25 protein-coding genes, 1 tRNA gene, 1 other RNA gene and 1 pseudogene are annotated in these 24,486 nt (G+C 69.6%); 3 read left to right on the top strand and 25 right to left on the bottom strand.

The window, feature by feature from the left end:
- The 12 genes and pseudogenes from Vse01_RS11285 to Vse01_RS11230 all read right to left on the bottom strand — a co-directional run.
- The coding region (locus tag Vse01_RS11285; protein WP_204019243.1) for an ice-binding family protein at positions 1-893 on the bottom strand (893 nt) is incomplete at its 3' end.
- Positions 894-1,113: 220 nt separating this feature from the next.
- Entirely contained in the window at positions 1,114-2,166 is a 1,053-nt protein-coding gene (locus Vse01_RS11280) for a glycosyltransferase (protein ID WP_093406635.1), read from the bottom strand.
- Entirely contained in the window at positions 2,163-3,299 is a 1,137-nt protein-coding gene (locus Vse01_RS11275; protein WP_093406633.1) for a glycosyltransferase, read from the bottom strand. The genes Vse01_RS11280 and Vse01_RS11275 overlap by 4 nt, the downstream gene beginning before the upstream one ends.
- 120 nt (positions 3,300-3,419) lie before the next feature.
- Entirely contained in the window at positions 3,420-4,433 is a 1,014-nt protein-coding gene (locus Vse01_RS11270) for a glycosyltransferase family 4 protein (protein WP_093406630.1), read from the bottom strand.
- A complete protein-coding gene (locus tag Vse01_RS11265; RefSeq protein WP_170863486.1) occupies positions 4,430-4,603 on the bottom strand; it encodes a hypothetical protein in 174 nt (57 codons plus the stop codon). The genes Vse01_RS11270 and Vse01_RS11265 overlap by 4 nt, the downstream gene beginning before the upstream one ends.
- 35 nt (positions 4,604-4,638) lie before the next feature.
- Positions 4,639-5,138: pseudogene (locus Vse01_RS11260) on the bottom strand (inorganic diphosphatase).
- Positions 5,139-5,267: 129 nt separating this feature from the next.
- Entirely contained in the window at positions 5,268-5,801 is a 534-nt protein-coding gene (locus Vse01_RS11255) for a DUF5994 family protein (protein WP_170863485.1), read from the bottom strand.
- A gap of 23 nt (positions 5,802-5,824) precedes the next feature.
- Positions 5,825-6,226 (bottom strand): LapA family protein, encoded by a 402-nt coding sequence (locus Vse01_RS11250; RefSeq protein ID WP_139233164.1) that lies wholly within the window; start codon positions 6,224-6,226, stop codon positions 5,825-5,827.
- A gap of 180 nt (positions 6,227-6,406) precedes the next feature.
- A complete protein-coding gene (locus Vse01_RS11245) occupies positions 6,407-7,444 on the bottom strand; it encodes a fatty acid desaturase family protein (RefSeq protein WP_093406625.1) in 1,038 nt (345 codons plus the stop codon).
- 549 nt (positions 7,445-7,993) lie between these two features.
- Positions 7,994-8,716, bottom strand: coding sequence for a SigB/SigF/SigG family RNA polymerase sigma factor (locus tag Vse01_RS11240; RefSeq protein WP_170863484.1), 723 nt, complete (start codon positions 8,714-8,716; stop codon positions 7,994-7,996).
- 218 nt (positions 8,717-8,934) lie between these two features.
- The gene (locus Vse01_RS11235) at positions 8,935-9,666 is read right to left on the bottom strand and encodes a GAF and ANTAR domain-containing protein (RefSeq protein ID WP_093406619.1); all 732 of its coding nucleotides are present in this window, start codon (positions 9,664-9,666) and stop codon (positions 8,935-8,937) included.
- Between the two features lie 81 nt (positions 9,667-9,747).
- Positions 9,748-10,509, bottom strand: a complete 762-nt coding sequence (locus tag Vse01_RS11230; protein WP_198413189.1) for a GAF and ANTAR domain-containing protein — start codon at positions 10,507-10,509, stop codon at positions 9,748-9,750.
- Positions 10,510-11,025: 516 nt separating this feature from the next.
- On the opposite strand from Vse01_RS11230, the gene Vse01_RS11225 reads away from it, so the two are divergent.
- On the top strand, positions 11,026-11,346 hold the full coding sequence (locus Vse01_RS11225; RefSeq protein WP_198413188.1) for a LapA family protein: 321 nt from the start codon (positions 11,026-11,028) through the stop codon (positions 11,344-11,346).
- 235 nt (positions 11,347-11,581) lie between these two features.
- Here the strand turns inward: Vse01_RS11225 and Vse01_RS11220 are convergent, their stop codons facing one another.
- From Vse01_RS11220 to Vse01_RS11205, 4 genes are all read right to left on the bottom strand, one after another.
- Complete coding sequence (locus Vse01_RS11220; RefSeq protein WP_139233163.1) at positions 11,582-11,893, bottom strand: sigma-70 family RNA polymerase sigma factor; 312 nt, start codon at positions 11,891-11,893, stop codon at positions 11,582-11,584.
- Between the two features lie 85 nt (positions 11,894-11,978).
- Entirely contained in the window at positions 11,979-12,248 is a 270-nt protein-coding gene (locus tag Vse01_RS11215) for a helix-turn-helix domain-containing protein (protein ID WP_093406612.1), read from the bottom strand.
- Between the two features lie 204 nt (positions 12,249-12,452).
- Positions 12,453-12,525: transfer RNA gene (locus tag Vse01_RS11210), tRNA-Ala, on the bottom strand.
- Positions 12,526-12,615: 90 nt separating this feature from the next.
- Positions 12,616-13,206, bottom strand: a complete 591-nt coding sequence (locus Vse01_RS11205) for a YqgE/AlgH family protein (protein WP_093406609.1) — start codon at positions 13,204-13,206, stop codon at positions 12,616-12,618.
- A gap of 281 nt (positions 13,207-13,487) precedes the next feature.
- Between Vse01_RS11205 and mdlC the strand changes: the two genes are divergently transcribed.
- Entirely contained in the window at positions 13,488-15,083 is a 1,596-nt protein-coding gene (mdlC, locus tag Vse01_RS11200; RefSeq protein WP_093406606.1) for a benzoylformate decarboxylase, read from the top strand.
- 68 nt (positions 15,084-15,151) lie between these two features.
- Here the strand turns inward: mdlC and Vse01_RS11195 are convergent, their stop codons facing one another.
- The 8 genes from Vse01_RS11195 to pruA all read right to left on the bottom strand — a co-directional run bounded on the left by Vse01_RS11195 (position 15,152) and on the right by pruA (position 22,592).
- Entirely contained in the window at positions 15,152-16,099 is a 948-nt protein-coding gene (locus tag Vse01_RS11195) for a hypothetical protein (protein WP_093406604.1), read from the bottom strand.
- Between the two features lie 90 nt (positions 16,100-16,189).
- Positions 16,190-16,565: a transfer-messenger RNA gene (gene ssrA / locus Vse01_RS11190) on the bottom strand.
- Between the two features lie 106 nt (positions 16,566-16,671).
- Positions 16,672-17,151 (bottom strand): SsrA-binding protein SmpB, encoded by a 480-nt coding sequence (gene smpB / locus Vse01_RS11185; RefSeq protein ID WP_093406601.1) that lies wholly within the window; start codon positions 17,149-17,151, stop codon positions 16,672-16,674.
- Between the two features lie 131 nt (positions 17,152-17,282).
- Positions 17,283-18,158 (bottom strand): permease-like cell division protein FtsX, encoded by an 876-nt coding sequence (ftsX, locus tag Vse01_RS11180; protein WP_093406598.1) that lies wholly within the window; start codon positions 18,156-18,158, stop codon positions 17,283-17,285.
- A gap of 68 nt (positions 18,159-18,226) precedes the next feature.
- Positions 18,227-18,907, bottom strand: a complete 681-nt coding sequence (gene ftsE, locus Vse01_RS11175; RefSeq protein WP_093406596.1) for a cell division ATP-binding protein FtsE — start codon at positions 18,905-18,907, stop codon at positions 18,227-18,229.
- Positions 18,908-19,025: 118 nt separating this feature from the next.
- The gene (prfB, locus tag Vse01_RS11170; RefSeq protein ID WP_093406593.1) at positions 19,026-20,147 is read right to left on the bottom strand and encodes a peptide chain release factor 2; all 1,122 of its coding nucleotides are present in this window, start codon (positions 20,145-20,147) and stop codon (positions 19,026-19,028) included.
- Positions 20,148-20,234: 87 nt separating this feature from the next.
- A complete protein-coding gene (locus Vse01_RS11165; RefSeq protein ID WP_093406591.1) occupies positions 20,235-20,750 on the bottom strand; it encodes a PadR family transcriptional regulator in 516 nt (171 codons plus the stop codon).
- Between the two features lie 213 nt (positions 20,751-20,963).
- Positions 20,964-22,592: an L-glutamate gamma-semialdehyde dehydrogenase gene (gene pruA, locus Vse01_RS11160; protein WP_093406588.1), complete on the bottom strand. Its 1,629-nt coding sequence runs from the start codon at positions 22,590-22,592 to the stop codon at positions 20,964-20,966.
- A gap of 283 nt (positions 22,593-22,875) precedes the next feature.
- Between pruA and Vse01_RS11155 the strand changes: the two genes are divergently transcribed.
- Complete coding sequence (locus Vse01_RS11155; protein ID WP_093406586.1) at positions 22,876-23,913, top strand: hypothetical protein; 1,038 nt, start codon at positions 22,876-22,878, stop codon at positions 23,911-23,913.
- A 26-nt stretch (positions 23,914-23,939) separates the two neighbouring features.
- Here Vse01_RS11155 and Vse01_RS11150 read toward each other — a convergent pair whose 3' ends face one another.
- Positions 23,940-24,458: a DUF6912 family protein gene (locus tag Vse01_RS11150; protein WP_093406583.1), complete on the bottom strand. Its 519-nt coding sequence runs from the start codon at positions 24,456-24,458 to the stop codon at positions 23,940-23,942.
- Positions 24,459-24,486: the final 28 nt, after the last annotated feature.

Genomic DNA, 24,486 nt, shown 5'->3' with positions numbered 1-24,486 from the left:
TCCAGCCCGGCGGGTAGCGCATCGCTGAAGGTGACACCGGTCAACGCCGTACCCACGTTGGGGTTGCTGAGAGTGAAACTCAGCGACGTCGTCCCGTCCAACGGGATCGTCGCATCCCCGAAAGCCTTCGAGATGGTCGGTGGCGCGATGGACGCGGCGCAGAACGGTCGCGTGATCGTATTGCTAATCAACGTGACGGCACCGTTGCGGGCCAACACCCGTCCAGCGACGGTAGCTCCCTCACCCAGGGTCGCCGACTGCAGCGCCAAGATGCTTCCGACGAAGACGGTCCGAGTGTTCAGGGTCGCCGAGCTGCTGACCTGCCAGAACACATTGCACGCCTGAGCGCCGTTGACCAGGCTGACCCGGCTGTCGACCGCGGTGATCAGATCGGATCCTGCCTGAAAGATGAACACCGAGTTGGGATCGTTCTGCCCGTCCAGCGTGACGGTGCCGGTCAGAGACATGGTGGCAGGCGACGTGTACACCCCGGCGACCAGGGTTTGGCCGCCGAGTTCACCGACCGTACTGGTCGTGGGCTCAGCCGCGGCGAAGTTGTACGCGGTGGTCAGATCGGCCTGGGCCTGCATCGCCTCTGTGTCACCGACGTGCGTTTCGCCGTTCACCACGGGATCCCCGGTGACCGACGTACCCGGCCAAACACCCAGGTCCCCGTTGATGACCGAAGGACCGACGGGGGGCGGAACGTCGGTGACCGCCTGACCGGCCAACACCCCGTAGGTCTCGGCAACCCCCAACGGCACCGGGGACTGGGCCCAGGCCGGTGTCCCCACGACGCCGACAAGGATCGTCGTAGCGGCGACAGCCCCCGCCATCAACATTGCAGCAGAACGACGGCGCACGCGATACGCGAGCCAAGCAGATCTCGACACGGGATGCCCCCACCAACCAAGAGCCCGCCAGCGGGCAGATTCCAGAATGCGAAAGTTGTACTGACGCTTGCGACGAGCGCCCCCAAAGCGTCGGTCGGAGTGTATCCACGCAAAATCGCTTCAAAACGGCAAATAGCCCGAAAGGCATTAATCGGGACGTGTCAGTATCGCGAGATATACTCCTAGAACGGGTAATCCGGTTGGCGGATCGTGGTGCCGGTCACGACCAGCGCCGGGCATGCTGCAGGGTGGAGATCAGGGCGAGGGTGGATTCGGCGCCCTGGTTGAGGTTCGGTCCGTGCGGGGTCAGCCCGTCGTAGCCGCCGCCGGTCGACGGATCCCACATCCGCATGCCGACGTCGTTGTCACCGAGGAACCAGCCGACCGCCTGCCGTACTCCGGCCTCCCAGCCGGGGTCGCCGGTGACCGTGGCGGCGGTGGCGCAGGCGTCGGCGAAGGCGGCGACCTCGATCGGTTGCTGGTCGTGGGGCAGCCGTGCCGCGCCGCGCCGCCACCCGCCGGCGGGTACGACCGACAGGTGCCCGTCACGGAGCTGGATGTCGCGCAACCAGGCCAGCATTCGCAGACCGTCGTCGAGGGGTGGCCCGTCGTGCCGCAGTTGGCTGGCGGCGATGACGACCTCCGCGAGAGCCGCGCTGGCGTAGCTGAGCCCTTGCTGCGGCCAGGGCCACCGTGGGTCGGATCCGGGGCGGCCGACCGCAGCGGCCGCATCCGCCAGTAGCGTGGCCGAAGCGGTGTGGGTCGGGTGGCGGCGCAGCACCTCGACGGCGCCGAGCCCGGCGAAGGCCATCGCGTGTGGCGCCGGGGAGCGCCGGGCGGCACCGCGGCTGAAGGCGACAAGTGCCTCTTCCCGGATCCACGAGGCGGGACTGCGGGCAGCGGCGGTACCCAGCCCCCACAGCGCCCGGCCCCACCAGTCGCCGAGCCCGGGCTCGTCGGTCCAACGGCGGTCATGACCGAGCCGGTTGTGGAAGGCGCCGCCGTGGTCCTGGGCGTGGGTCAGGAAGGTCAGGTAGCGCTCGGCGAGCCGGAGCACCTCTTCGGTCGGTTCCGGCTCGCGGCTGGCGACGACCAGGCCGCGCGCGACGTCGTCGGTGCAGTAGCCGTGCTCGCGGCGGACGATGGCGTGCCGGGCGTGTTCGAACAGGCCGGTGTCGTCGCTCAGCCGGATCAGGTGCGCGAAGCTCGGCGCGGGCGCGGTCCGCCGGGGACCGCGGTCCGGCGTGCTGGGGCGGCTGGCGGTCGTGGTCACGCCGATGCCGCGCTGACCACGGGCGGGTGGGCGGCGACGAGCCGTTCGGCGAGGGTGCCGTACCGGACCGCCACCGCCGGCCAACGCAGGTCCGCAGCGAGCGGCCGAGCGCGGCTGGCCAGCCGAGCCGCCAGGCCCGGTTCGTTGAGGATCCGCCGGATGGCGGCGGCCAGCGCCGCCGGATCCTGATGGGGTACGACCAGACCGGGACCGCCGGTGAGCAGCTCGACGGCGTGCGGGAACGCCGTGGCCACGACGGGTACCCCGGCGGCCACCGCCTCGATGAGCACCCCGGAGGTGACCTGTTCCCGGGAGTCATAGGGCAGCACGACCACGTGAGCGGAGCGGATCAAACCGGCGAGCGTGGGTTGGTCGCGGTATACGTCCTGGTAGTCCACGGCATGGGCGACGCCCAGCTGCGCGCCGAGCCGGTGCAGTCCCGCCCGGTACGCCTCCCCCTGACGCGCGGCCACCTTCGGATGGGTCCGGCCCGCGACGGTGTAGGTGGGTGTCGGGTCGAGATCCTGCAATCGCGCGAGGGCCCGCAACGCCCACTCGACGCCCTTGCCGGGGCCGAGCAGTCCCCAGGTAAGCAGGTGCGGGCGGGTACGGCGGTCGGCAGGGACCCGGACATGGTCGGCGGCGCCGTGCGGGATGACCGTGACCTTGCCTGGGCGTACGGTGTAGCCGACGACCAGTCGGTTGCGAGCCGTGTCGGTCATCGTGACGACCGCTCCGGCGGCGGTGACGATCTGCTCCAGCAGCGACCTCTGCCGGGCCGAGGGCCGGCGGAGCACGGTGTGCAGCACCACGATGCTCGGCACGGTGAGTCGGCGCAGCAGCGGCAGGACGTCCTCGCCGTCGACGCCGGGGTAGATGCCGTACTCGTGTTGCACGACGGCCACGTCGAAGGTGTTCAGGACGGCGGCGGCGTCCCGCCATCCGACCTGGGCACGCGTCGACCAGGTGTGCACGACCCCGGATTCGGCCCGCAGGTCGTCGCTGCGGTCGGTGACCCGGACGATGCCGCCGCGCGTGCCGTCAGCGGTCAGGTGGGCGGCGAGGGCGGAGTTGAAGGTTGCCAGTCCGCACCGCGTCGGTGGGTGCGTGCTGAGGAATCCATAGCTGGGCATGGGTTCGGGCCTTCCGGTTTGTCGGCCGCCACCTGACTGCAGGGGCGGCCTCACGCGGTGACGGCGTCCGCCGGCCAGCGTGTGTGGCCGGCGGAACGGATTCGTTGGCGGTGGCCGGGTTCAGCGGTGCGGTCGATGCGTGAGGTGGTCGTAGACGGACAGGTAGTCGGTGACCATCCGGTCCACGCCGAAGCGCTGCCGGGCCCGGGCCCGGCAGCCGGCCCGGTCCAGCCCGCCGGCCCGGGTGACCGCGTCGACGGCCTGCTCGATGGTGTGCACGAGGAACCCCGTCACCCCCTCGTCGACGATCTCCGGCATCGACCCTCGCGCGTACGCGACGACCGGCGTGCCGCAGACCATCGACTCCACGACCGACAGTCCGAACGGCTCGTCGAAGGCGATCGGGTGCAGCAGGGCGGTGCTCGCGCCCAGCACCTCCGCACGCCGTCTCGGGCCGACCGAGCCGAGGAAGACGACCTGGTCGCCGTCGATGTGCGGGGCCACCTGTTCGGCGAAGTAACGCTCGTCCTGCACGATGCCGCAGATGGTCAGCGGGCGGCCGGCGCAACGGGCGATCTCGATGGCCGTGTGGATGCCCTTGTCGGGGTGGATCCGGCCGAAGGCGACCAGTCCGGGGCCGGCGTCGCGGGTGAACGGCAGTCCGGTGAGGTCGACGCCGTGGTGCACCGTCGCGACGTAGTCGAGTTCGGCGCTCCGGTCGGCGTCGGAGATCGACACGTAGGACGAGCGGGCCCGGGCGTACGCCGGGAGGATCCCCGTACCGGAGAAGCCGTGCACGGTGGTGAGCAGCGGCGCGCGGCAGTGTTCGGCGAAGGCCAGCGGCAGCCAGTCGAGGTGGCTGTGCACCAGGTCGAACTGCTCGGAGCGGGCCATCGCGTGGGAGACGTGCATCGCCTCCCACACGCGGCCGTCCATGGCCGCGTCGTCGGCGTACCCACGGGGGCACACACCGTCAAGGGTGGCGGAGGTGACGGAGTCCAGCGTCGCGAACAGGGTCACGTCCACGCCCCGGGTGACAAGTCCTTCGGCGAGCAGGCCGGTCACCTGCTCCCAGGGGCCGTAGTGGTGCGGGGGCGTCCGCCAGGTGACCGGACCGAGCAGGGCAACCCTCACGGGGACGATGCGTCGGCAAGCTCGGCCGGATCAAGACGCAGAGTGGCGAGCAGCCCCACGTGCTCATGAAGGTCCACCCGCACCGGCAGTTCCCGCTCGACCCAGTCAGCCCTGACCTGCTGGCCGCGGGCCCGAAGGACATTGACGATCCGGTCCCTGGCGATGCTCATCGAATGCTCCCTGGCTCGGCCTGGCGTGGTAATGGTCATCTGGCGGGGGTGGACTGGCGGGCGCGTTCCTGTGAGTCTTTGATCTCCGCCTCGGCTTCGGTCCGGCCGGCCCAGATCCCGCGTTCGGTGTCGACGCTCTTGCCGGGTTCGAGGTCCTTGTACACGTCGAAGAAGTGTTGGATCTCCAGCTTGTAGAAGTGCTCCAGATCCGCGATGTCGCCGAGGTGCGCGAGGCGGGGGTCAGCCGTGGGCACGCATAGCACCTTCGGGTCGGGCCCCTTCTCGTCCCGCATGCGGAACATGCCGATGGCCCGGCATCGGATGAGGCAGCCGGGAAAGGTCGGTTCCTGTACCAGTACCAGCGCGTCAAGGGGTCGGTGTCTTCGCCGAGGGTGTGTTCGATGAAGCCGTAGTCGGCCGGGTACTGGGTAGCGGTGAACAGGGTGCGGTCCAGTCGGATCCGGCCGGTTCGGCGATCCATCTCGAATTTGTTACGCGTTCCCTTGGGAATCTCGATGGTGACGTCGAACTCCATGCGATTGCTCCGCTCCTCGGACCTTCAGTCGGCGGCCGGCTGTCGGTCTGGTCGGTGATGGCTTCGGGGTCCGGGATCTCGAACCGAGATCCCGGACCCCGCGCCTGCCGACCCGGCCGATTGGAGCGTTCAGGCCCGGGCCGGCGCTGTGGGGTGTCGATCGGGTTGAAAATGGCCGCCTTCGGTCTCCCAGACGGCGACATCGTCGGCGTCTGGGACCAACGGTCGTGAGCGAGGGCTGGGCGGTACGGACAGAATGTCGGCGGGGCGGGTGGTGTTGGCGGGGCGGGAAGCCGCGAGCATGGCCGCCGTCGCCGCGGCGTACGTGGTCTCGGGTGCTATCACGGCCAGGTCGATCCGCAGATCCCGCCGGCCTGTGATGATCACCAACTCGGCACCGAGGGTGGCGAACCAGCCCACTCGCACCACGGCGCCGCCGACGCCGATGCGGCACGGATGCCTTTCCCAGGCCGCCGGCTGCAGCATGATGCGTTCGATCACGCCACCACGCCGTGCGGTCAGCGCCGTGACCAGGCTGCACAATTCGACGACCGGGTCGCGTGAGGTGGGCCACCAACCGCCGTCGAGCATCGCGCGGCTGGACGGCGAGTCGGTCATCCGCAGGCGTGCCGTAGGCGGCTCACCGGTGCAGACCCACGTCATGCGGTCCTCGGCAGAGCGGACCATCAGTTCCGCCCCTCCGGTACGTCGGTGCCCGGGTCGGTGTCGGCGGGGTCCGGACGGGTGTTGGTGGTGTAGGAGGTGGTGCGGTGCCTGCTGGTCAACAGCCGCAGTTGGATGATGCGCCGCACGGTGGCTTGCACGGTCACCAGCAGCACACCGAACACCGCAGCGAGCAGCAACGCGACTCCCATCTGCAGTTGCCCCTGCGCGCCGAAGAAGTGCACCTCCGTGCGTTGACCGTTCTGTAGGATGAAGATCAATAGCAGGAGCAGCACCACGGCGGACGCTGCGAACGCGACAAGCGAACCCCCGGCGCGGACACGCGGCACAGGACGGGGCCGGTCGTTGATCTGCGGGCCCGGCTGCACGTTGGTGGAGCGGGCGGAGCCGGTGAACCTAGACATTGTGAACCCCATCTCGACGGTGGTGCGCGAAGTACGCGAACCGGAGCCGCCGGGGTCCAGGACGACATCCTCAGCATACTCTCCGAGTGGCTGATCGGTACGCCCGAGATGTCGGATCTACCGATCCGGACAAACAGGCTCAGGAGGGCGCCTCAGCTCCCGCCCGGGTCGCACGGCAGCTCAACGCGTGGCGACCGGAGGTGCGGGAGATCCGATCTCGTTCAGGTGGCGCAGTACCTCGGCCCAGGAGCGGCCAAGGGTGGTTTCGCTGTAGTCGATGTCGTGCTCGGCGCAGAACCGCCTGATCAAGGGTTGGGCGCGGCGCAGGTTGGGGCACGGCATGCTCGGAAACAGATGGTGTTCGATCTGGTAGTTCAGGCCGCCGAGCATGATGTCGAGGAACCGCCCGCCGCGGACGTTGCGGGAGGTGAGAACCTGCCGCCGGAGGTAGTCGAGGTTGTCGTCGGCGTCGAGGATGGGCATGCCCTTGTGGTTCGGGGCAAAGGAGCAGCCGAGATAGAGGCCGAGCACGCCCTGGTTGACGAGGATGAACGCGACCGCCTGTACCGGGTTCAGGACCAGGAACACGGCAGTCAGGTAGCCGCCCAGGTGCAGGGCCAGCAGTCCGGCTTCGACGGGTCGGCGGGCGATGCGGCGCGGACCGAGGACCGCCTTCACGCTGTTGAGGTGCAGGTGCAGGCCTTCCAACAGAAGCAACGGGAAGAACAGATATGCCTGGTAGCGCACGAGCAGCGCACGGAGTCCACGTTGATGGTGGGCCTGGTCGGCGGTGAAGGCCAGGGGCGCCACGGTGATGTCGGGGTCCTTGCCCTCGGTGTTGGGGTGTGCGTGGTGCCGATTGTGCTTGTCCACCCACCAGCCGTAGCTGAGCCCGGTCAGGAGGTTGCCGTGCACGATGCCGATCAGGTCGTTCCCGCGCCGCGAGCTGGCGATCTGCCGGTGCCCCGCATCGTGGCCGATGAACCCGGCCTGCGCGAAGACCACCGCCAGAGCCACCGCGATGCCGAGCTGCCACCACGATTCACCCAATCGGACGAACAAGGCGCACAATCCGGCGAAGGAACCGACGACGAGGCCGATCCGCACTGCGTAGTAGCCCCGCCGTCGCCCGAGCAGACCCGCCGCTCGGACCAGCCGGGACAAATTCGCGTAGTCGCTGCCCCGCTGACCGTCGGTGCCGAGGCTGGTATCGCTCATGATGGCTGCTCCCGCTGGTCCTTCTCCGTCTGCCTGTCCCACCGGCGGCTCGACCATCCGGTCAGACGGGCCATGAGCTGTTGAGGCATCCGCCGCAGGACCGGGCTCCGGCGGGCACGCCGCACCAGGCCGCACGCTTCCTCCGTGGCCGAGCCCGAGGCGGCCGGCTCCGACGCCTCTTCACCTCTAATTTTCGTCATTCGACCAACCCGTCGCAGCGGATTGGTTCAATAGCGCCGGAGCACGGGGGCGCTGCGGTAGGAGGTGTGGGCCTGGCGAAGGGTCCGAGCGGAGCGCGCCTCACGGGGACGGCTCGTCCGCGAGATCGGCCGGATCCAGCTGCAGGATGGCGAGCAGCCCAGCGTGCTCTTCGGGGTCCACCCGCTCCGGTAGCTCGCGCTCGACCCGGTCGGCCCTGACCTGCTGGCCGCGTTGGCGAAGAATACGTCTTCTGCCTGGCGATGTTCATCGGATGCTCCCTGGTAAGGCCGTCCGGAAGAGTCGTGCTACCGGCCACTGCGAAACGGGCTGGTCCCGGTCGACTACAGGTCAGCGGAGCATCCCGGCTCTCAGTTGGGTCAGCGAGCGTTTCAGCAGCCGGGAGACGTGCATCTGGGACAGCCCGACCCGGGTGGCGATCTGCGCCTGGGTCAGGTCGCCGTAGAACCGCATGGTCAGGATCCGACGCTCACGTGGCGGAAGCGCCGCGAGGAGCAGTCGGAGGGTGAGGTGGTCGTCCACCGCCGCGTATCCCGGATCGGCGGTGCCGATGTGCGCGTGCCGCTCGATGCCGTTGCCCCCGGGCCGTGGCTCGTTCAACGACCGCGGCCGGTAGACATCGGAGGCGGCGACGGCGGCCATGAGCTGGGCGACGGTCACCTCCAGGTGGTCGGCGAGTTCTCCGTCAGTCGGTTCGCGACGGTGCTGCTGCCCGAGCTTGCCCCGGGCCTCGGGCACCCGGGCGCCCAGTTCCTGCGCCGCTCGCGGCACCCGGATCGTCCAGGCCGAATCGCGGAAGTGCCGTCGGATGCTGCCGAGGATGGTCGGGATGGCGTAGCTGGCGAACGGCACGCCCCGGTTGGCGTCGTACCCATCGACGGCTTTGATCAGGCCGAGCGCACCAACCTGAGCTAGGTCCTCGTAGGACTCTCCGCGGCCGGCGTAGCGGCGGGCCAGTCGACCGGCCATCGGCAGGTTCGCCTCGATGATCCGGGTTCGCAGCCGGGCACGCTCGGGATCGTCGACGTTCAGGGCTGCACGTAGACGCAACATTTGTTCGCTGGCCCCCGTGGCCGGGCTCAGCGTCGGAGGAAACAAAACAGCCGTGGGTGTCACGATGGTGGTGACCATTGTTCTACGCCCCTAACGGGCTGGTGGCGGCGAGACTGGCGGCCACCGGGGACCCGGGCGACACCGCCACCGTACGCCTTCATCTCCCCGACCGACACCCCTGAAGCCTTCGGGAACCGACTCGGCGGTGGCGCTGGTCGTCAGCCGGGCCGGTTGGTGACCGGTACCGACGCGAACTGCTCGGAGCCGTCGACGATCGCCTGGGACAGTTCGGACAGTCGCCGGTTGCGGCTGCGGGCGCCGTCGCGCAGTATCGCGAAGGCTTGGCCCACGTCCACCTGTAGGCGTTCGGCAAGGATCCCCTTGGCCTGCTCGATCAGGACCCGGCTGTTCAGGGCGGTCTGCAGCTGTTCGGTGAGGATGTCGCGCTGATGGATGGCGCGGTGTTGCAGCAGTCCGATGGTGGCCACGTCGGCGAGCGCCTGACCGATGCGGAGCTTGTCCCCGTCGATGGCCCCTGGCTGGACGTCGAAGAGGTTCAGCGCGCCGATCACCTCGGAGCGCAGGCGCATGGGCAGGGCATGCACCGCGGCGAAGCCGACCTCGGCCGCGGCGGCGGTGAACCTCGGCCATCGGGCAGTGGTCAGGGTCAGGTCAGCGACCGACACCGGTTGCCCGGTATGGAAGCAGTCGAGGCAGGGCCCCTGGTCGGTCTGGAGCTGGAACAGCTCCAGCAGTCGGGTGCGTTCGGAGGAGGCGGCTACCACCTGCAGCGTGTCGCGTTGATCGGTCAGGAGCAGCCCGGCCGCCGACACACCCAGCAGCTCGACACATCTCTCGGTCAGCACGTGCAGGAACTCGATCACGTCAAAGTCGTCGATGAGAGTGTCGGCCATCTCCACGAAAACGTCGGCCAGCGGGGTCTCGGCCATGTCAGTCACCTCGTCAATCAGTGGTACCGCCGGTCGCCCGACGGTGGTCCGTAACGCGCCGACCCGGCGCCGATCGCTTGTTCACCCATGTCGGTCATCAGCTGTCCCGGCCGGTCCGAGACGCAGGCGCCGGGCGACGACGTCCGCTGCCACATCCCGCAGGCGCCGGTCCTGGGCGTACGCGTAAGCGCGCAACCGGATGAGCGCCACCGCCGCGGAAACTCCCAACTGGACCGTGATCATTCCGGTTGCCTGGTGCACCTCGGGGTGGTGCAGGCCGGTCCGCTCGGGCCACTGATCGTCCCGGTCCGCCCCGTGGCGCGTCGCGTCGTCCAGCAGCACCGCGCATGCCGTGTCGGCCAGGACCAGCGCGTCGGCCAGTTGCTCCGCCCCGAGGTCACCGGCGCAGGCCCGGTAGAGGTCCAGGACACCGAGGCGGATCCCGCCCACCCGTAACGGCAACGCGAACACCGCGCCGGTTCCGGCGAGCACCGCGGCTGGCGCGAACACCGGCCAGCGGTTCCGGCACTCCGGCACGGTCAGATCGCCGACCAGGACAGGTCCACCGGTGGTCGCGTCCACGCACGGCCCCTCACCGAGGGTCAGGGTCAGGTCTTCCAGCTCCAACGCCGTCCGGTCCGTGGCACACACCAGTTCGCGCGGCGTGGCGTCGAGGATCACCGCGACAGCCCCCGAATCGACACCGGCGACCGATACCGCCGCCGCGCAGACATGATCGACCGCGACGGCGCCACCCCGGGCGGCATCGACGACAACGGCCCACAGCCGCCGTCGGCGATCGGCGGTCATCGGATCGCCACGCCCCGGGTTGTTCCTGTCCACTGCTGACTCCGACCCGGATCAGTCGAACGGACGCGCTGCCGTACGGCGCCGAAGTCTCGGGCGACGGTCACACCGTACTCCCGCGTGACGCCACCGCGCGACCGGCGGCCCACCGACCGCGCCGGCGCCAGCGGCTGCCGATCCGGTCGCGGAGGCGTACGCTTGCGGTGTCGCTCGGGACCCCGGTGGCTGACAGTTCGCCGCTGGCGGACGCACCCCACCGATCGAGGTCACCGTGTTGGCCACCCGCCACACCACATCCGCCGGTCAGGTCGCCGGATCTCCGTCGCATTCCTGGCCAGGCATCTCCCTAGCACCGGCACGCCGGACCGCGACAGCCCGCCGCAGGCCCACCCTCATCCAGGCGCGCCCTATTTCATCGAAAGGCGGCGGTTCGTGATGACCGCACCCCGGAACAATCATGTTCGATTCTTTCCGCCAGACGGCCGCGGCGGCACCGATGCTCCTCGTGCGATGCCCAGGCGGCCGTCGGTGAAGCGCTCACGGATCGGAGGCGTGTGGGTCGCTGCCGTGGTGTTCGCGTTCGTGCTCCTGCTGCTCCTGATCTTCGTACTCCAGAACGGACAACGTGCCGAGGTGTCGTTCCTCGGCGCACACGGCACCCTGCCGATGGGGGTGGCGCTGCTGCTGGCCGCCGTCTTCGGGGTCCTGCTCGTCGCCCTGCCCGGCACCGCCCGGATCGTGCAGCTCAGGATGCTCGACCGCCGTCCCGTCCCACAGCCGGGCGGACGGCCCGGGCCCGACCCGACTTCCCCACCGACAACCGGCATCGCCAGCGTCCCACTGTCGCCGCGCCCCGAGAATCGGGACGAATGAGCCCTGTCCATCACCACGCGACCAGCCACCACGATCCCCGCACCGCCGTTCGCCAGCACAGGCCGCGACGTCCAGGCCGACTAGCTGGTGGTGCCGGTCCCGGGCGGACGCCGCCGTCGGCCGAGGGTCAGCCGGTAGTGGGTGACGCCGACGTGCCGAGCAGTGCCGGCGGCTCACCGTCCAATGCGGCGATCAGTTCGCGACCGACGAACTTGTCGTATCCCAGGCCGAAGGGCTAGGTGCCGCCATCGATCTCGCGAAGCCGTTCCGCTGCCCGGCGATCGGCGATGGCCGTCACCCACGCGAGACCATCGACCTGACCTTCGACGCACTGCGGCGCAAGCTGCCACACCTCGACGAACACGGCCCGGGTCACCGCGACGGCGACCGCCGGGCGGCCGACAATCTCACCCACCTGGATGAAGACAACGCGGACGAGACGGCGGTAGAGGCGACCGAAGGCGGCCCGGTCACGGTCGGCGACCCGCTTGACGAGGTCGTCAAAGGACTCTGGACCGGGGGCGGCCAGTACAGGGGAAACAGGCATCCGATGCTCCTGGTGGTGCGCCTGCGGCTGGGGCACCACCAGGGACCAGGGCGGCCGTTACGCCCACCCTACGCCGTCGGGCCGGTCATTTCCCGCGACGGTGGATGCCGGCGCCCAGTGCTCGCGCGTACCGGCTCAGGCTCGCGACCTCATTGGCCTCCAGATCGCCGTTCTCGATCTGACTGACCCGGCCGGGCGTGACCCCCGTCAGCTCGGCAACCTGCCGCTGGGCCAGCCCGAGACGCTTACGCTCCTCGGCCAGGTGAAACGCGCTGATCCACGCCTCGGTGCGGGCGCGCTCCACATCGAGCGCATCGTCGGCCCCGTCGTGCAACTCGGCACGGCGCGGCACCACCGGCCCACACCGTTTCGGACGCCCCACACTTCACCTCGATCGCGCCGGCCGCCAAGATCACAGCGAAATGCCTGCTGAAGGTCGTTGCCAGGCACGACCTGCCGCCCATCATCGAGCAGTAGTGTGGGGCGATCGTGTGAGCACGATGATCAGAAAATCGGCACTGGTCGATGACCAATGCCGATTAACCTGCGTAAACAAGAGTGGAGCCGAGGGGACTCGAACCCCTGACCCCCACACTGCCAGTGTGGTGCGCTACCAGCTGCGCCACGGCCCCTTGCTGTCGCACCCGGTCGCCCGGGCACTGGGAGAACTATACACACGCCCGCCGGCATGGTCATCTCGCGGGGGTGCCCGCAACGGCCGGTCAGTTCAGCGCCACGTCCGGCGGGAAGTGCGCGACCGCAGCCATCATGCCGCCCTGTCGGCGCAGCACCATCGGCCACAGATCATCAGGTCTGTCGACGAACGCGTCACCGGGCAGCGCGTCCAGCACGAACCAGGACCCGTCCTCGATCTCCTGTTCCAGTTGGCCAGTGCCCCAGCCCGCGTACCCGGCGAAGACCCGGATGCTCTGCACGTTCTCCCGTAGCCGCTGCGGGTCGACCGACAGGTCGAGCGTGCCCACCGCGCCGGAGACCTGGTGGAAGCCCTTGAGGCGGCGCACCGGCGGCCGCATGCGGGCCAGGCAGATCGCGGAGTCGGGCTGCACGGGGCCGCCCTCGAACAGCACCGCCGGGTGGCGCGCCAGGTCACCCCAGTCGCGCAGCACGTCGGCCACCGGTACCTCGGTGGCCCGGTTGAGCACCACACCGAGCGCGCCGCCGGGCTCGTGCGCGACCAGCAGCACGACGGTACGGTCGAAGTTCGGGTCTTTCAGCGCCGGTGTCGCCACCAGCAGCTTCCCGGTCATCGACTCCGTCGCCCGCCCGCCGATCGCCTGCCCCTCTCCCTGCATCACACGCACCCGTCAGTCGTGCACGGAAAGGCGGAACCGGTGACACTCGTCGACGGTGGGACCAACCGGTGACATCTGCGCTGTCATCGCCATGCCTGGCACCATAGCTTGCGCCCCCGATCCAGGCGAAGGTCTGACAGTCGGGTGATCGACAGACGGTCGGCTGGGCCGGGCGACCCGTCACCACCGGCGCGACGACAGCCGGCGCCGCCAGGAAGCTGACGTCGCAGCAGCGGCGAAACGCTCTTTACTCCCGAGTTGCCCCGATACATTCAGAAGCGATGGCAACGGTCCGCGACACCACCTACGACCTGCTCCGGGCCCTGGGCATGACCACCGTCTTCGGCAACCCCGGCTCCACCGAGGAGCCGTTCCTGCACGCCTTTCCCGACGACTTCCACTACGTGCTCGCGCTGCACGAGGCGTCGGCGGTGGGCATGGCCGACGGGTACGCGCAGGTCACCGGGGCGCCGGCGCACGTCAACCTGCACACGGCACCGGGCACCGGCAATGCCATGGGCAACATCGTCACCGCCTGGCACAACCGGACCCCACTGATCGTCACCGCCGGCCAGCAGACCCGGGAGATGCTGCTGCTCGAACCCCGACTCACCGCCCGCCATCCCACCGAGCTTCCCCAGCCCTACGTCAAGTGGGCCCACGAGCCGGTCCGGGCCCAGGACGTCCCGGCGGCGCTCATGCGGGCGTACGCGACCGCGATCCAGCCGCCGACCGGGCCCGTCTTCCTCTCGCTTCCGCTGGACGACTGGGCACAGCCCGCCGATCCGCCTCCGCAGGCCCGCACGGTGGCCACCCGGTTCGCTCCCGACCCGGAGCGGCTGCGCGAATTCGCCGCGGCACTGGCGACGAGCCGATCACCGGCCCTGGTGTTCGGGGCCGCCGTGGACCGGGCCGGCGCCTGGGCGGCCGGGGTTGCGCTCGCGGAGCGGCTGGTCGCCCCGGTCTGGTCGGCGCCCGCACCCGAGCGGACCGCCTTTCCCGAGAACCATCCGCATTTCCAGGGGGTGCTGCCCTTCGCGATCGGCCCGTTGGCCGAGCAGCTCCGGGGGCACGACACCGTACTGGTGGTCGGTGCCCCGGTGTTCCGGTACTACCCGCACGTGCCCGGTGAGACCTTGCCGGACGGTGCCCGGCTGCTGCACGTCACCGACGATCCCGAGGAGGCGGCCCGGGCACCGATCGGCGACAGCCTCCTCGGCGATGCCGGCCTCACCCTGGCCGCGCTGACCGAGCTCATGCCACCGGCGGACCGGCCGCCACCGCCCGCCCGGGCAGCACCGTCGCCGGTGGAGGATTCGGTTCCGCTCAGCGCCGACGCACTCTTCGCCGCACTGGCCCGGCACTGGCCTACGGACGGCGTGCTGGTGCAGGAGTCTCCGTCCAACCTGTCGGCGTTGCGTCGCCGGCTGCGGTTCGACACCCCCGGGTCGTACTTCACGATGGCCAGCGGAGGTCTCGGCTACGGCCTGCCGGCGGCCGTCGGCATCGCCTTGGCGCAGCGGGACACCGGCCGGCACCGGCCGGTGATCGCGGTGATCGGCGACGGCTCGTTCCACTACTCGGTCCAGGCGCTCTGGACCGCCAGCCAGTTGCGGTTGCCGCTGGTGGTAGTCGTACCGGTCAACCAGCAGTACGCGATCCTCAAGGCGTTCGCCGAACTCAAGCAGACGCCGGGGGTACCCGGGCTGGATCTGCCCGGCATCGACGTCACGGCGATAGCCCGCGGTTACGGGTGCGCCACCACCGTGGTCGACAGTCCCGATCAGCTCGGCGAGGCGCTGGCCATCGCGCTCCGGGCCGACGGGCCGACGGTGCTGCCGGTGCCGATCCGCACCGACGTGCCGCCGATCCTCTGAACCCGGGTGAGAGACGAGACAGCGTAAGCCGACGCCGTCCCGGGACCGGACGGCGTCGGCCGGCACGGTCAGCCAGCGGCGAAGCGCAGCGGCGTCGCGCTGACCACGTCGAGGACCGGACGGGCGCCCAGTGGCGCTCGCAGCGTCACCGCGACCGGTTCCAGCCTGAGCATGTCGTCGCAGACGCCGGTGCTCCGCACCACCGTGCCGCCGACCACGACCACGTGATCGTGTTCCTGCACCAGCGGGGTGATCCCGGTGTCGCAGCTACCGACACCGAGCCGGAAGTTCAGCGTCGTACCGTCGACCGATTCGATGTCCTGCGCGCTGACCAGGTCCTGCGGCGCGGGCGCGGACGGCGCTACCGGCTCGGGCAGCGCACCGACGGCCTCGGGTGCGACCGCGACCCGGGCCACCACGGCGTCGATCTCCTCGACGGTGAACAGCCACGCTGGCACCTGCGCCTCACCCCGGCTGGTGTGCACCGGCGCGGAACCCAGTTCGACGTTGGTGACGGTGAGTGGGATGCAGGCGGCCTGCGGCTCGCTGCTCACCGGGGCGTCCGGCCCGTCCGGCGGGTTGGCCGGAGGCGGCGTACCCGGGTCCTTCGGCCGCCCGGCGCAGGGCGGCGGGTCGCCCTGGTCGAGCTGCCGGTACGCGTCGGCCGCGGTGATCAGTGGTACCCGCAGTTCGTCATCGGGGAAGCGGATGGTGCCGTCGGCTGGCCGCCGGGGTGGCAACGGCACCTGTTCCCGGTACCAGCCGGCATTGAAGGCGAGCTTGGTCTCGTCGGTGAATTCAGGGTCGCCGACGAGCACCGTGGGCTCCTGAAGCGGCACGTAGCCGGTGCTCCACGCCGCGCTCGGGCGCCATGCCTGCGCGACCGCCGTGGCGCGCTGCTCGAACACCTCGTGATGGTCGGTCGGTAGACCCGGGCCGGTCGGCTCGGTGCCCGCCTCGGCACAACCGGCCATCATCAGCAGTGGCAGACCCAACAGGGCGAGAACACGACGCATACCGATTTGACGGCGTTGTCCCCCGGCTGGTTCCCAGGTCGGGCACAACGACTGCGCGCCCCGGTCGAGTGACCGGGGCGCGCAGTCAGGTGGTGGAGGTGCCGGGAATCGAACCCGGGTCCTTCGCCGCCTTGTCAGGGCTTCTCCGAGCGCAGCTCGCTGTGCCTCTACTCGGCCCCTCCGATCACGCGAGCGAGTCGGTGTGACGGGCCCAGTCGCTGATTGATCTCGCCGCACGGACCCCGCGACCGGGTCCGGTTGGCCAGCCTTCTAGCTGATGCCGGCTAACTGGGTCGAAGGCGCTCCCAGGCCGACAGACTTGCTACTCGCCTCAGGCGGCGAGAGCGAAGTCAGCGCGATTGTTCTTGGCGCTTATTGGTTTCCGACGAACGATTCTCGAGACGACGTCGGCTTCCTCGGCTCGCTTCCCCTGCCGCAACGTACGAAGTCGAAACCAGTCACCCCCTCGGCAGGCCACCGATCTCCGGCGGCTCTGACAAGACTAACGCCTGCCGCAATCGGATTCATCCCGAGCCCGGAGCGACGCGCCGGATGGGACGATCTGGGATAAATCAGTCGTTCATCCCCTTACCTCGCCGACCCACCGCCCGTTGAATCTCCCGGTCGGCGTCCCGCTTGGCGAGGTCCTGACGCTTGTCGTACGCCTTCTTACCCTTGGCGAGGCCGATTTCCACCTTGGCCCAGCCGTCGGAGAAGTAGACCTGGAGCGGCACCAGGGTCAGCCCGCTCTCCCGGAGCTTGCCGATCAGCCGGTCGATCTCCAGCCGCTTGAGCAGCAGTTTCCGGGTACGCCGGGGCTCATGGTTGGTCCAGGTGCCCTGCACGTACTCGGGGATGTGCATGCTGTGCAGGTAGAGTTCGCCGTCCCGCTCCTGCGCGAACGCGTCGACGAGCGAGGCCCGCCCGGCCCGCAGCGACTTCACTTCGGTGCCGGTCAGCGCCATGCCCGCCTCGTACGTGTCGAGGATGGCGTAGTCGTGACGCGCCTTCTTGTTGGAGGCGACGACCTTGCGCCCCTTTTCCCGTGGCATCGCCGCGCCACCTCCTTTCCTTGCCGCCCGTGGCGGACCTGGCCGGCCGCCGAGCGGAGATCATGCTACCCGAACGACAAGGGCCCTTCCGCGCCGTTTATTCCGGCGTGGAAGGGCCCCTGCCCGACGAGCTAGACCCGCAGGTAGAAGCGGAGCGTGACCCAGGCGGTGACCGCGCTGATCAGACCGCCGACGCCGGCCATCACCGGGAAGGTCAGGAACACCTCGCCCCAACTGACCGGCGCGAAGAGACCCTGTAGGGCGCTGAGCGCACCGTCGAAGAGGAATATCTTGAGCGCGATCAGCGCGCCGAGGCCCAGGATCGAGCCGATCAGGCCGGCGACCACCGCCTCCAGCACGAACGGCGCCTGGATGAACCAGTTCGACGCGCCGACCAGCTTCATGACCGCGACCTCACGCCGCTTGCTGTACGCGGCGACCTGGATGGTGTTGGCGACCAGCAGCAGCGCGGCGATCGCCATCGCGACCGCGGCGACCAGCGCGATGTTCTGCCCGGCGGTGAAGAGGTTGAAGATCTTGTCGAGCACCTGACTCTGGTCGACGACCTGGTCGACCCCCTCGACCGAGGTGTACTGGTCGGAGATGGTCTTGTACTCCTCCGGGTTCACCAGCTTGAGCCGGTACGACTCCGGCAGCTGGTCCGCCTTGACCGCGCTGAGCAGGTCCGGCGAGTCCCGGAACATCTCCTGGAAGCGCTGGAAGGCCTCGTCCTTGTTGACGTACGTGACCTGCGAGACCAGCGGATCGGACTCCAACTGCGTGGCGAGCGCGCTGCGCTGCTCGTCCGTCACCTCGGCGTCCAGGAAGATCGAGACCTCGATGTTCTCGAAGTACAGCTGCTTCATGTCGGCGACCTTGGTGTAGATCAGGCCGCTGGCACCGAGCATGGTCAGCGAGACCGCCATCGTGATGATCATCGCGATGGTCATGGTCACGTTGCGCCACAGTCCGACCAGTACCTCGGACATGACGTATTTCATCCGCATCGGGATTTCCTCCGGCTCTCCGGCGTGAGGTGTTCGTCGTCAGATCGGGGTGCGATGGGTAGGTACCGTCACCCGTAGACGCCGCGGGCCTGGTCGCGAACGATACGGCCGCTCTCGATCTCGATGACGCGGCGGCGCATCTGGTTCACGATGTTGGAGTCGTGCGTGACCATCACGACGGTGGTGCCGGTGCGGTTGATCCGGTCCAGCAGGCGCATGATCTCGATGGAGGTGTCCGGGTCCAGGTTTCCGGTCGGCTCGTCCGCCAGCAGGATCAGCGGACGGTTCACGAACGCCCGGGCCACCGCGACGCGCTGCTGCTCACCACCGGAGAGCTCGTGCGGGTAGCGGTGCTCCTTGCCACCGAGGCCGACCAGTTCCAGCACCTCCGGCACGACCCGGCGGGCCACCGCCTTGGTCTTGCCGATCACCTCCAGCGCGAAGGCCACGTTCTCGTACGCGGTGCGGTTGGGCAGCAGCCGGAAGTCCTGGAAGACACAGCCGATCGAGCGGCGGAAGTGCGGGCGCTTCCAGGACCGCATCGACGTGACGTCCTTGCCGTTGACGACGACGCGTCCCTTGTTGGGGACCACCTCGTGCAGCAGCATCTTGACGATTGTCGACTTGCCGGAGCCGGATGGGCCGATGAAGAAGACGAACTCGCCCTTGTCGATCGACACGGACACGTTGTCGAGCGAAGGCCGCGACGCCTTCGGGTACGTCTTCGTCACTTGCTCAAGCTGAATCACGGGTGGTGAGTCTACGCCGTGTAACTGTCGTGCCAAGTCCCACGCCCCGCCGTTGCGCGGCAAGTCATCAAATCAGCACGTCAGGTGGAGATCGACGGCGCACTCCGCCCACGATCGATCACGCACGGTCGCCGGCCAGTTGCTGCTGCTTGCGCCACCGGATGCCCGCCTCGATGAAGGAGTCCAGGTCACCGTCGAAGACGGACGACGGGTTGCCGGTCTCCTGCTCGGTCCGCAGATCCTTCACCATCTGATAGGGGTGCAGCACGTACGAACGCATCTGGTCGCCCCAGGACCCGGCGGCGTCCGTCTTGAGCCCCTGGAGCTTGGCCTGCTCCTCCTGGCGCTTGCGCTCCAGCAGCCGGGCCTGGAGCACCCGCAGCGCGGAGGCCTTGTTCTGCAACTGCGACTTCTCGTTCTGGCAGGTCACCACGATGCCGGTCGGAATGTGGGTGATCCGTACCGCCGAGTCGGTGGTGTTGACGCTCTGCCCGCCCGGGCCCGAGGAGCGGTAGACGTCGACCCGCATCTCGTTCTCGGGGATGTCGATGTGGTCGGTCTGCTCCACCACCGGCAGCACCTCGACCCCGGCGAAGCTGGTCTGCCGCCGCCCCTGGTTGTCGAACGGGCTGATCCGCACCAGCCGGTGGGTGCCGGATTCCACGCTGAGCGTGCCGTACGCGTACGGGACCTTGACCGTGAAGGTGGCCGACTTCAGGCCGGCCTCCTCGGCGTACGAGGTCTCGTAGACCTCGGTCGGGTAGCCGTGCCGCTCCGCCCAGCGCAGGTACATCCGCAGCAGCATCTCGGCGAAGTCGGCCGCGTCCACGCCGCCGGCACCGGCCCGGATGGCCACCAGCGCCTCCCGGGAGTCGTACTCGCCGGACAGGAGCGTGCGGACCTCCATCTCCTGGATGGCCTTGGTCAACCCGGCGATCTCGGTCTCGACCTCGGTGAGCACCCCCGAGTCGGACTCCGCCTCGGCCAGTTCCAGCAGCACGTGCGCGTCGTCCAGCCGCGAGCGCAGGCTGCCGAGCTTGTCGATCTCGCCGTTGACGTACGACAGCTGCGAGGTCACCTGTTGGGCGCGGGCCTGGTCGTCCCAGAGATCCGGGGCGGACGCCTCCTGCTCCAGGCGGGCCTTGTCCGCGCGGAGACGGTCGAGGTCGAGCACCGCCTCGATGTTGCGCAGGGTGGCGTCGAGTTCCTTGAGCTGTTCGGCGAAGTCGGCAGCGGTCACGACAGACAAGGGTACTGCTCGGACGAGGAGTGAGCTTGCGAGCCCCGCAGTCCGAGCCAAACAAACCCAGCTCGGACCGGCCCAGGGTCAGCCGGTGGCGGCGCTCTTGAGCCAGGACAGGGCGGCCCGGTGGTACGCCACGGCGAACTCCAGCGCGCTCGCGTCGTACGTGTCGCCTTCCTTCTTGGCGTTCTTGACCTGCTCGCGGACCCGGGCCAACGCGTCGGTGTGGTACTCGTTGGCTGCTGCCTGGAGGTTCTTCAGCTGGCTCGGGGAGTGCAGGTTCCCGAAGGCGATGCGCAGGGCGATCGGGTTGCGGATGGTGTCCCGCCCCGGATCCTCGGCCAACCAGCGGGAAAATGTCCGTTTCCCGGCTGCCGTGATCGCGTACGGCTGACTCATCCGCGGCCCGGGCTTACCCAACCGGACGAAACCTCGCTCGGCCAGCACCGGCAACTCCCGGTAGACCTGGCTTCGGGTCATCGACCAGTACGGCGCCAGTCGGCGCTCGGCGGCGGCCATCAACTGGCCACCTGTCATGGGACCCTCGTGGAGCAGCCCGAGCAGGGCCGCCGCCGTGGGGTTCACTCCGGATTCCGCCATGCCCCTTACGCTGCCACTTTGCCGGGCCGGCGTCCAGGATTTCCCCTTTTCGCCACCGATCGAGGTTTCCTATGTGCACTGTCGGCGCGCGACGGTCCACCGAAGCCACCCACCTGCCGGAGCGCAAGGAAGGATCCCCTCCTGTCCGCCAGGCGGCAGAAGGGGCCCCCTCCTACCCACGAGGCGTCGGGAGGGGACCCTTCCGTTACATCTTCAGCCCATGTGGGGGTAGGTGTGGTCGGTCGGGGGGACGAAGGTTTCCTTGATCGTCCGGGGGGACATCCAGCGGACCAGGTTGTGCCAGGAGCCGGCCTTGTCGTTGGTGCCGCTGGCCCGGGCGCCGCCGAACGGCTGCTGACCGACGACGGCACCGGTCGGCTTGTCGTTGATGTAGAAGTTGCCGGCCGCGTACCGCATCTTCTCGGCCACCGCGTCGACCACCCGCCGGTCGGTGGCGAAGATCGACCCGGTGAGTGCGTACGGAGCGATGGCCTCGGCCTGTGTGACCACCTCGTCGAAGCGGACGTCGTCGAAGACGTGCACGCCGAGGATCGGGCCGAAGTACTCGGTGGTGAACGTCTCGTGTGCCGGGTCGCCGCACTCGAAGATGGTCGGGCGGACGAACCAGCCGACCGAGTCGTCGGCGGTGCCACCGGCGATGATCCGGCAGCTGTCGTCGGAGGAGATCAGCTCCAGTGCGGCGGTGTGCCGGGCGTACGCCTTGTCGTCGATGACCGCGCCGCCGAAGTTGCGGAAGTCGGTGACGTCGCCGTAGGCCAGCCCTTCGGCGGTCGCGGCGAGCCGGTCACGCAGGCCCCCCTCCCAGAGCGAGCGCGGGACGTACGCGCGGGAGGCCGCCGAGCACTTCTGCCCCTGGTACTCGAAGGCACCCCGGATCAGCGCCGTGTGCAGCGCGTCGACGTCGGCGCTGGTGTGCGCGACCACGAAGTCCTTGCCGCCGGTCTCGCCGACCAGCCTGGGGTAGCCCCGGTAGCCGGCGATGTTCTCCCCGACCGTGCGCCAGAGCTGCTGGAAGACCTTGGTGGACCCGGTGAAGTGGATACCGGCCAGGTCGGGGTCGGCCAGCACCACGTCGGAGACCTCTTCGCCCCGGCCGGTCACCATGTTGATCACGCCGGGCGGTAGGCCGGCCGCCTCGAACAGGCGCATTGTGAAGTGTGCGGCGAACTGCTGGGTCGGGCCCGGCTTCCAGACCACCGTGTTGCCCAGCAGGGCCGGCGCCGAGGGCAGGTTTCCGGCGATGGCGGTGAAGTTGAACGGGGTGACCGCGTAGACGAAACCCTCAAGCGGCCGGTGGTCGAAGCGGTTCCACACGCCGGGCGACGACATCGGCTGCTCGGCCAGCAGCTTGCGGGCGAAGTGCACGTTGAAGCGCAGGAAGTCGATGAACTCGCAGGCCGAGTCGATCTCGGCCTGCACGGCGGTCTTCGACTGGCCGAGCATGGTGGCCGCGTTCAGGGTGTCCCGCCACGGTCCGGAGAGCAGTTCGGCGGCGCGGAGGAAGATCGCGGCACGCTCCTCGAAGGGCAGCGTGCGCCAGCCCGGCGCGGCGTCCTTGGCGGCCTTGACGGCCGCCCGCGCGTCGTCGTGGGTGGCGTGCCCGGTTACCCCGAGCACGTGCGCGTGCCGATGCGGCTGCACCACCTGGATCGGGTCACCACCGGCCATCCGCTGCTCGCCCGCGATGGTCATCGGCAGGTCGATGCGCTCGGCGGCCAGTTCGGTGAGCCTGCGCTGAAGACGTTCACGATCGGTGCTGCCCGGCTCGTAGCCGCGCACCGGCTCGTTACGTGGCTCGGGTACGGAGAACACGGCGTCCATCAGGGCTCCTGGCGATCTCGACGGCGGTGGCGAAACCGGCCCCGGGGTGGCGGGACCTGCGCCAATCCTCCCACGCCCAGCATCGGTCGAGCACACCCCGGCCACCCGCAGGCCAATGATCAGGAGGCATTTCACGTCCACCGGCACCGATTCGTACCCGAACGGCATTCCTGACCGAAGAAATGCAGGCCGCGCAGGCTTCGGGCGCACGCCTGTTCCGGCCGCGTACGCTGGGTTGCCGTGACGTTCCGGCCCGGTCGGGCCCGGCGGCGAGAGGGAGACCATGAGCAACGAGCCCGGTGGGCCGACCGCCGCGCAGCCCGACCAGTCCGACGCCGTCGACCCGGGCGCGGACGACCGGTCCGAGGCCACCGGCCCCGACGCGGACGACCAGTCCGGAGCTGCCGGCGACCACCTCGATGCCGGCCGCCCGGCACCCGCACCGGCGACGACGGCGCTGGCGCTGTTGGCGACCGGTTGGCTGGCCGCGATGCTCTGGTCGACCCGGGAGGCGATCAGTTCGGCGACGGCCGGGGTCACCGCGGTCAGTCTCTCCGCCTTCGCGCTGCCCGGCGTGATCTCGGCCGCGTTGGTGGCCGGCGCCGCCGTCGGATTGGCGGCCGGGGAGCCGGTTGCCCGCCGGACCGAACGGGTGACGCTGCGCTTCGCGGTGGCGATCGGCGCCGGCCTGCTCGTCGGCCTGCTCGCCGCGCTCGCGATCGATCTCAGCTACGCGGGTGACGTCACCACCCGCACGATCGCCGGCACCACGGCCGCCGCGGCCGTCATCGGCGGCGCGCTCGCCGGGGCCCGTAACGGTGCCGTGGTGGGTGCCGTGGCCGCCGCCGCGCTGGGCACCCTGATCTTCGTGGTGGCCTTCAGCGTGGCCCGGGATCCGCTGTTCAACCTCTTCGGCGCCGGCGACAGCCAACAGTCGCTGGTCAACGCGGCCAGCTGGGTCTCCCGGACCGAGTCCCTGCTGGCCGGGCTCATCGCCGGTGGACTGGCCTTCGGCTACCTCACCTGGGCCCGGCGACGAGTCGTACGCGACGGCGGTGCGGCGGGACCGCGCTGGCCGGCGTACCTGGTGGCGGGTGCGGGACCGGGTCTCCTGCTCCTGCTCAGCGAAGTGATCATCCGGATCGGTGGACGGTCGCTGATCGACCTGGCCGCCGCGCTCAGCGAGGCGGACGCGGTCGCGCAGACCTCACTCGGCACCTCACGGGTGGACAACGCCATCTGGGTGTTGTTCGTCGGCGCGCTGACCGCCGTGGTCAGTTTCGGCCGTACGCTCGGCGCGCCGGCCGACGACGAGGCGTAGCCGGGGCCGGGCGCCCCGGACAGCGGTCAGCCTTCCGCGGCGGTGGCGCGCAGCAGCGACTCCAGTTCGCTGGGGTCGTACCACTCCAGTTCATGGTCCTCGGCACCGTCGACGGTGAACTGGGCGTCGGGGTCCCCGGCCAACGCCTCCAGCACCACCTGGACGGCGGCGGCGACGTCGGTGGCGGCGTCCACCCCGTCCACGTGCACGGCCGCGACGGCCGCGACCGGCACCGGGGCCCGCAGCTCGACCACGCTGGAGCCAAGTTCCCCGTCGCCCCGGCCGATCGCCGTCGCGGGCAGGTCCGCCGAGACGACCACCCGTCGACGGGGTGCGGCCGGGTCGTGCCGGATCAGTTGCAGGGCGTCCTGGGCGGCACGGGTGAAGGCGACGTACTCCAACTCCTCCTCGTCGCCTTCCGCATACCACTCGCGTAGCGTCGGGGTCACCGCGTGCGCCTGCGTCGCGGCGAGGCCGTGCTCCGGCAGCCTGGCCAGCATCGGCACGGTCGCCGGCACGTAGACCCGGACAAGCTCGTCGGTCACTGTGGTCTCCCCCGCTCTGCTCCGCCCG

Source organism: Micromonospora sediminimaris, from assembly GCF_016863575.1.
Taxonomy (GTDB): Bacteria; Actinomycetota; Actinomycetes; order Mycobacteriales; family Micromonosporaceae; genus Micromonospora; species Micromonospora sediminimaris.
This window is presented reverse-complemented; position numbering and strand designations above follow the sequence as displayed.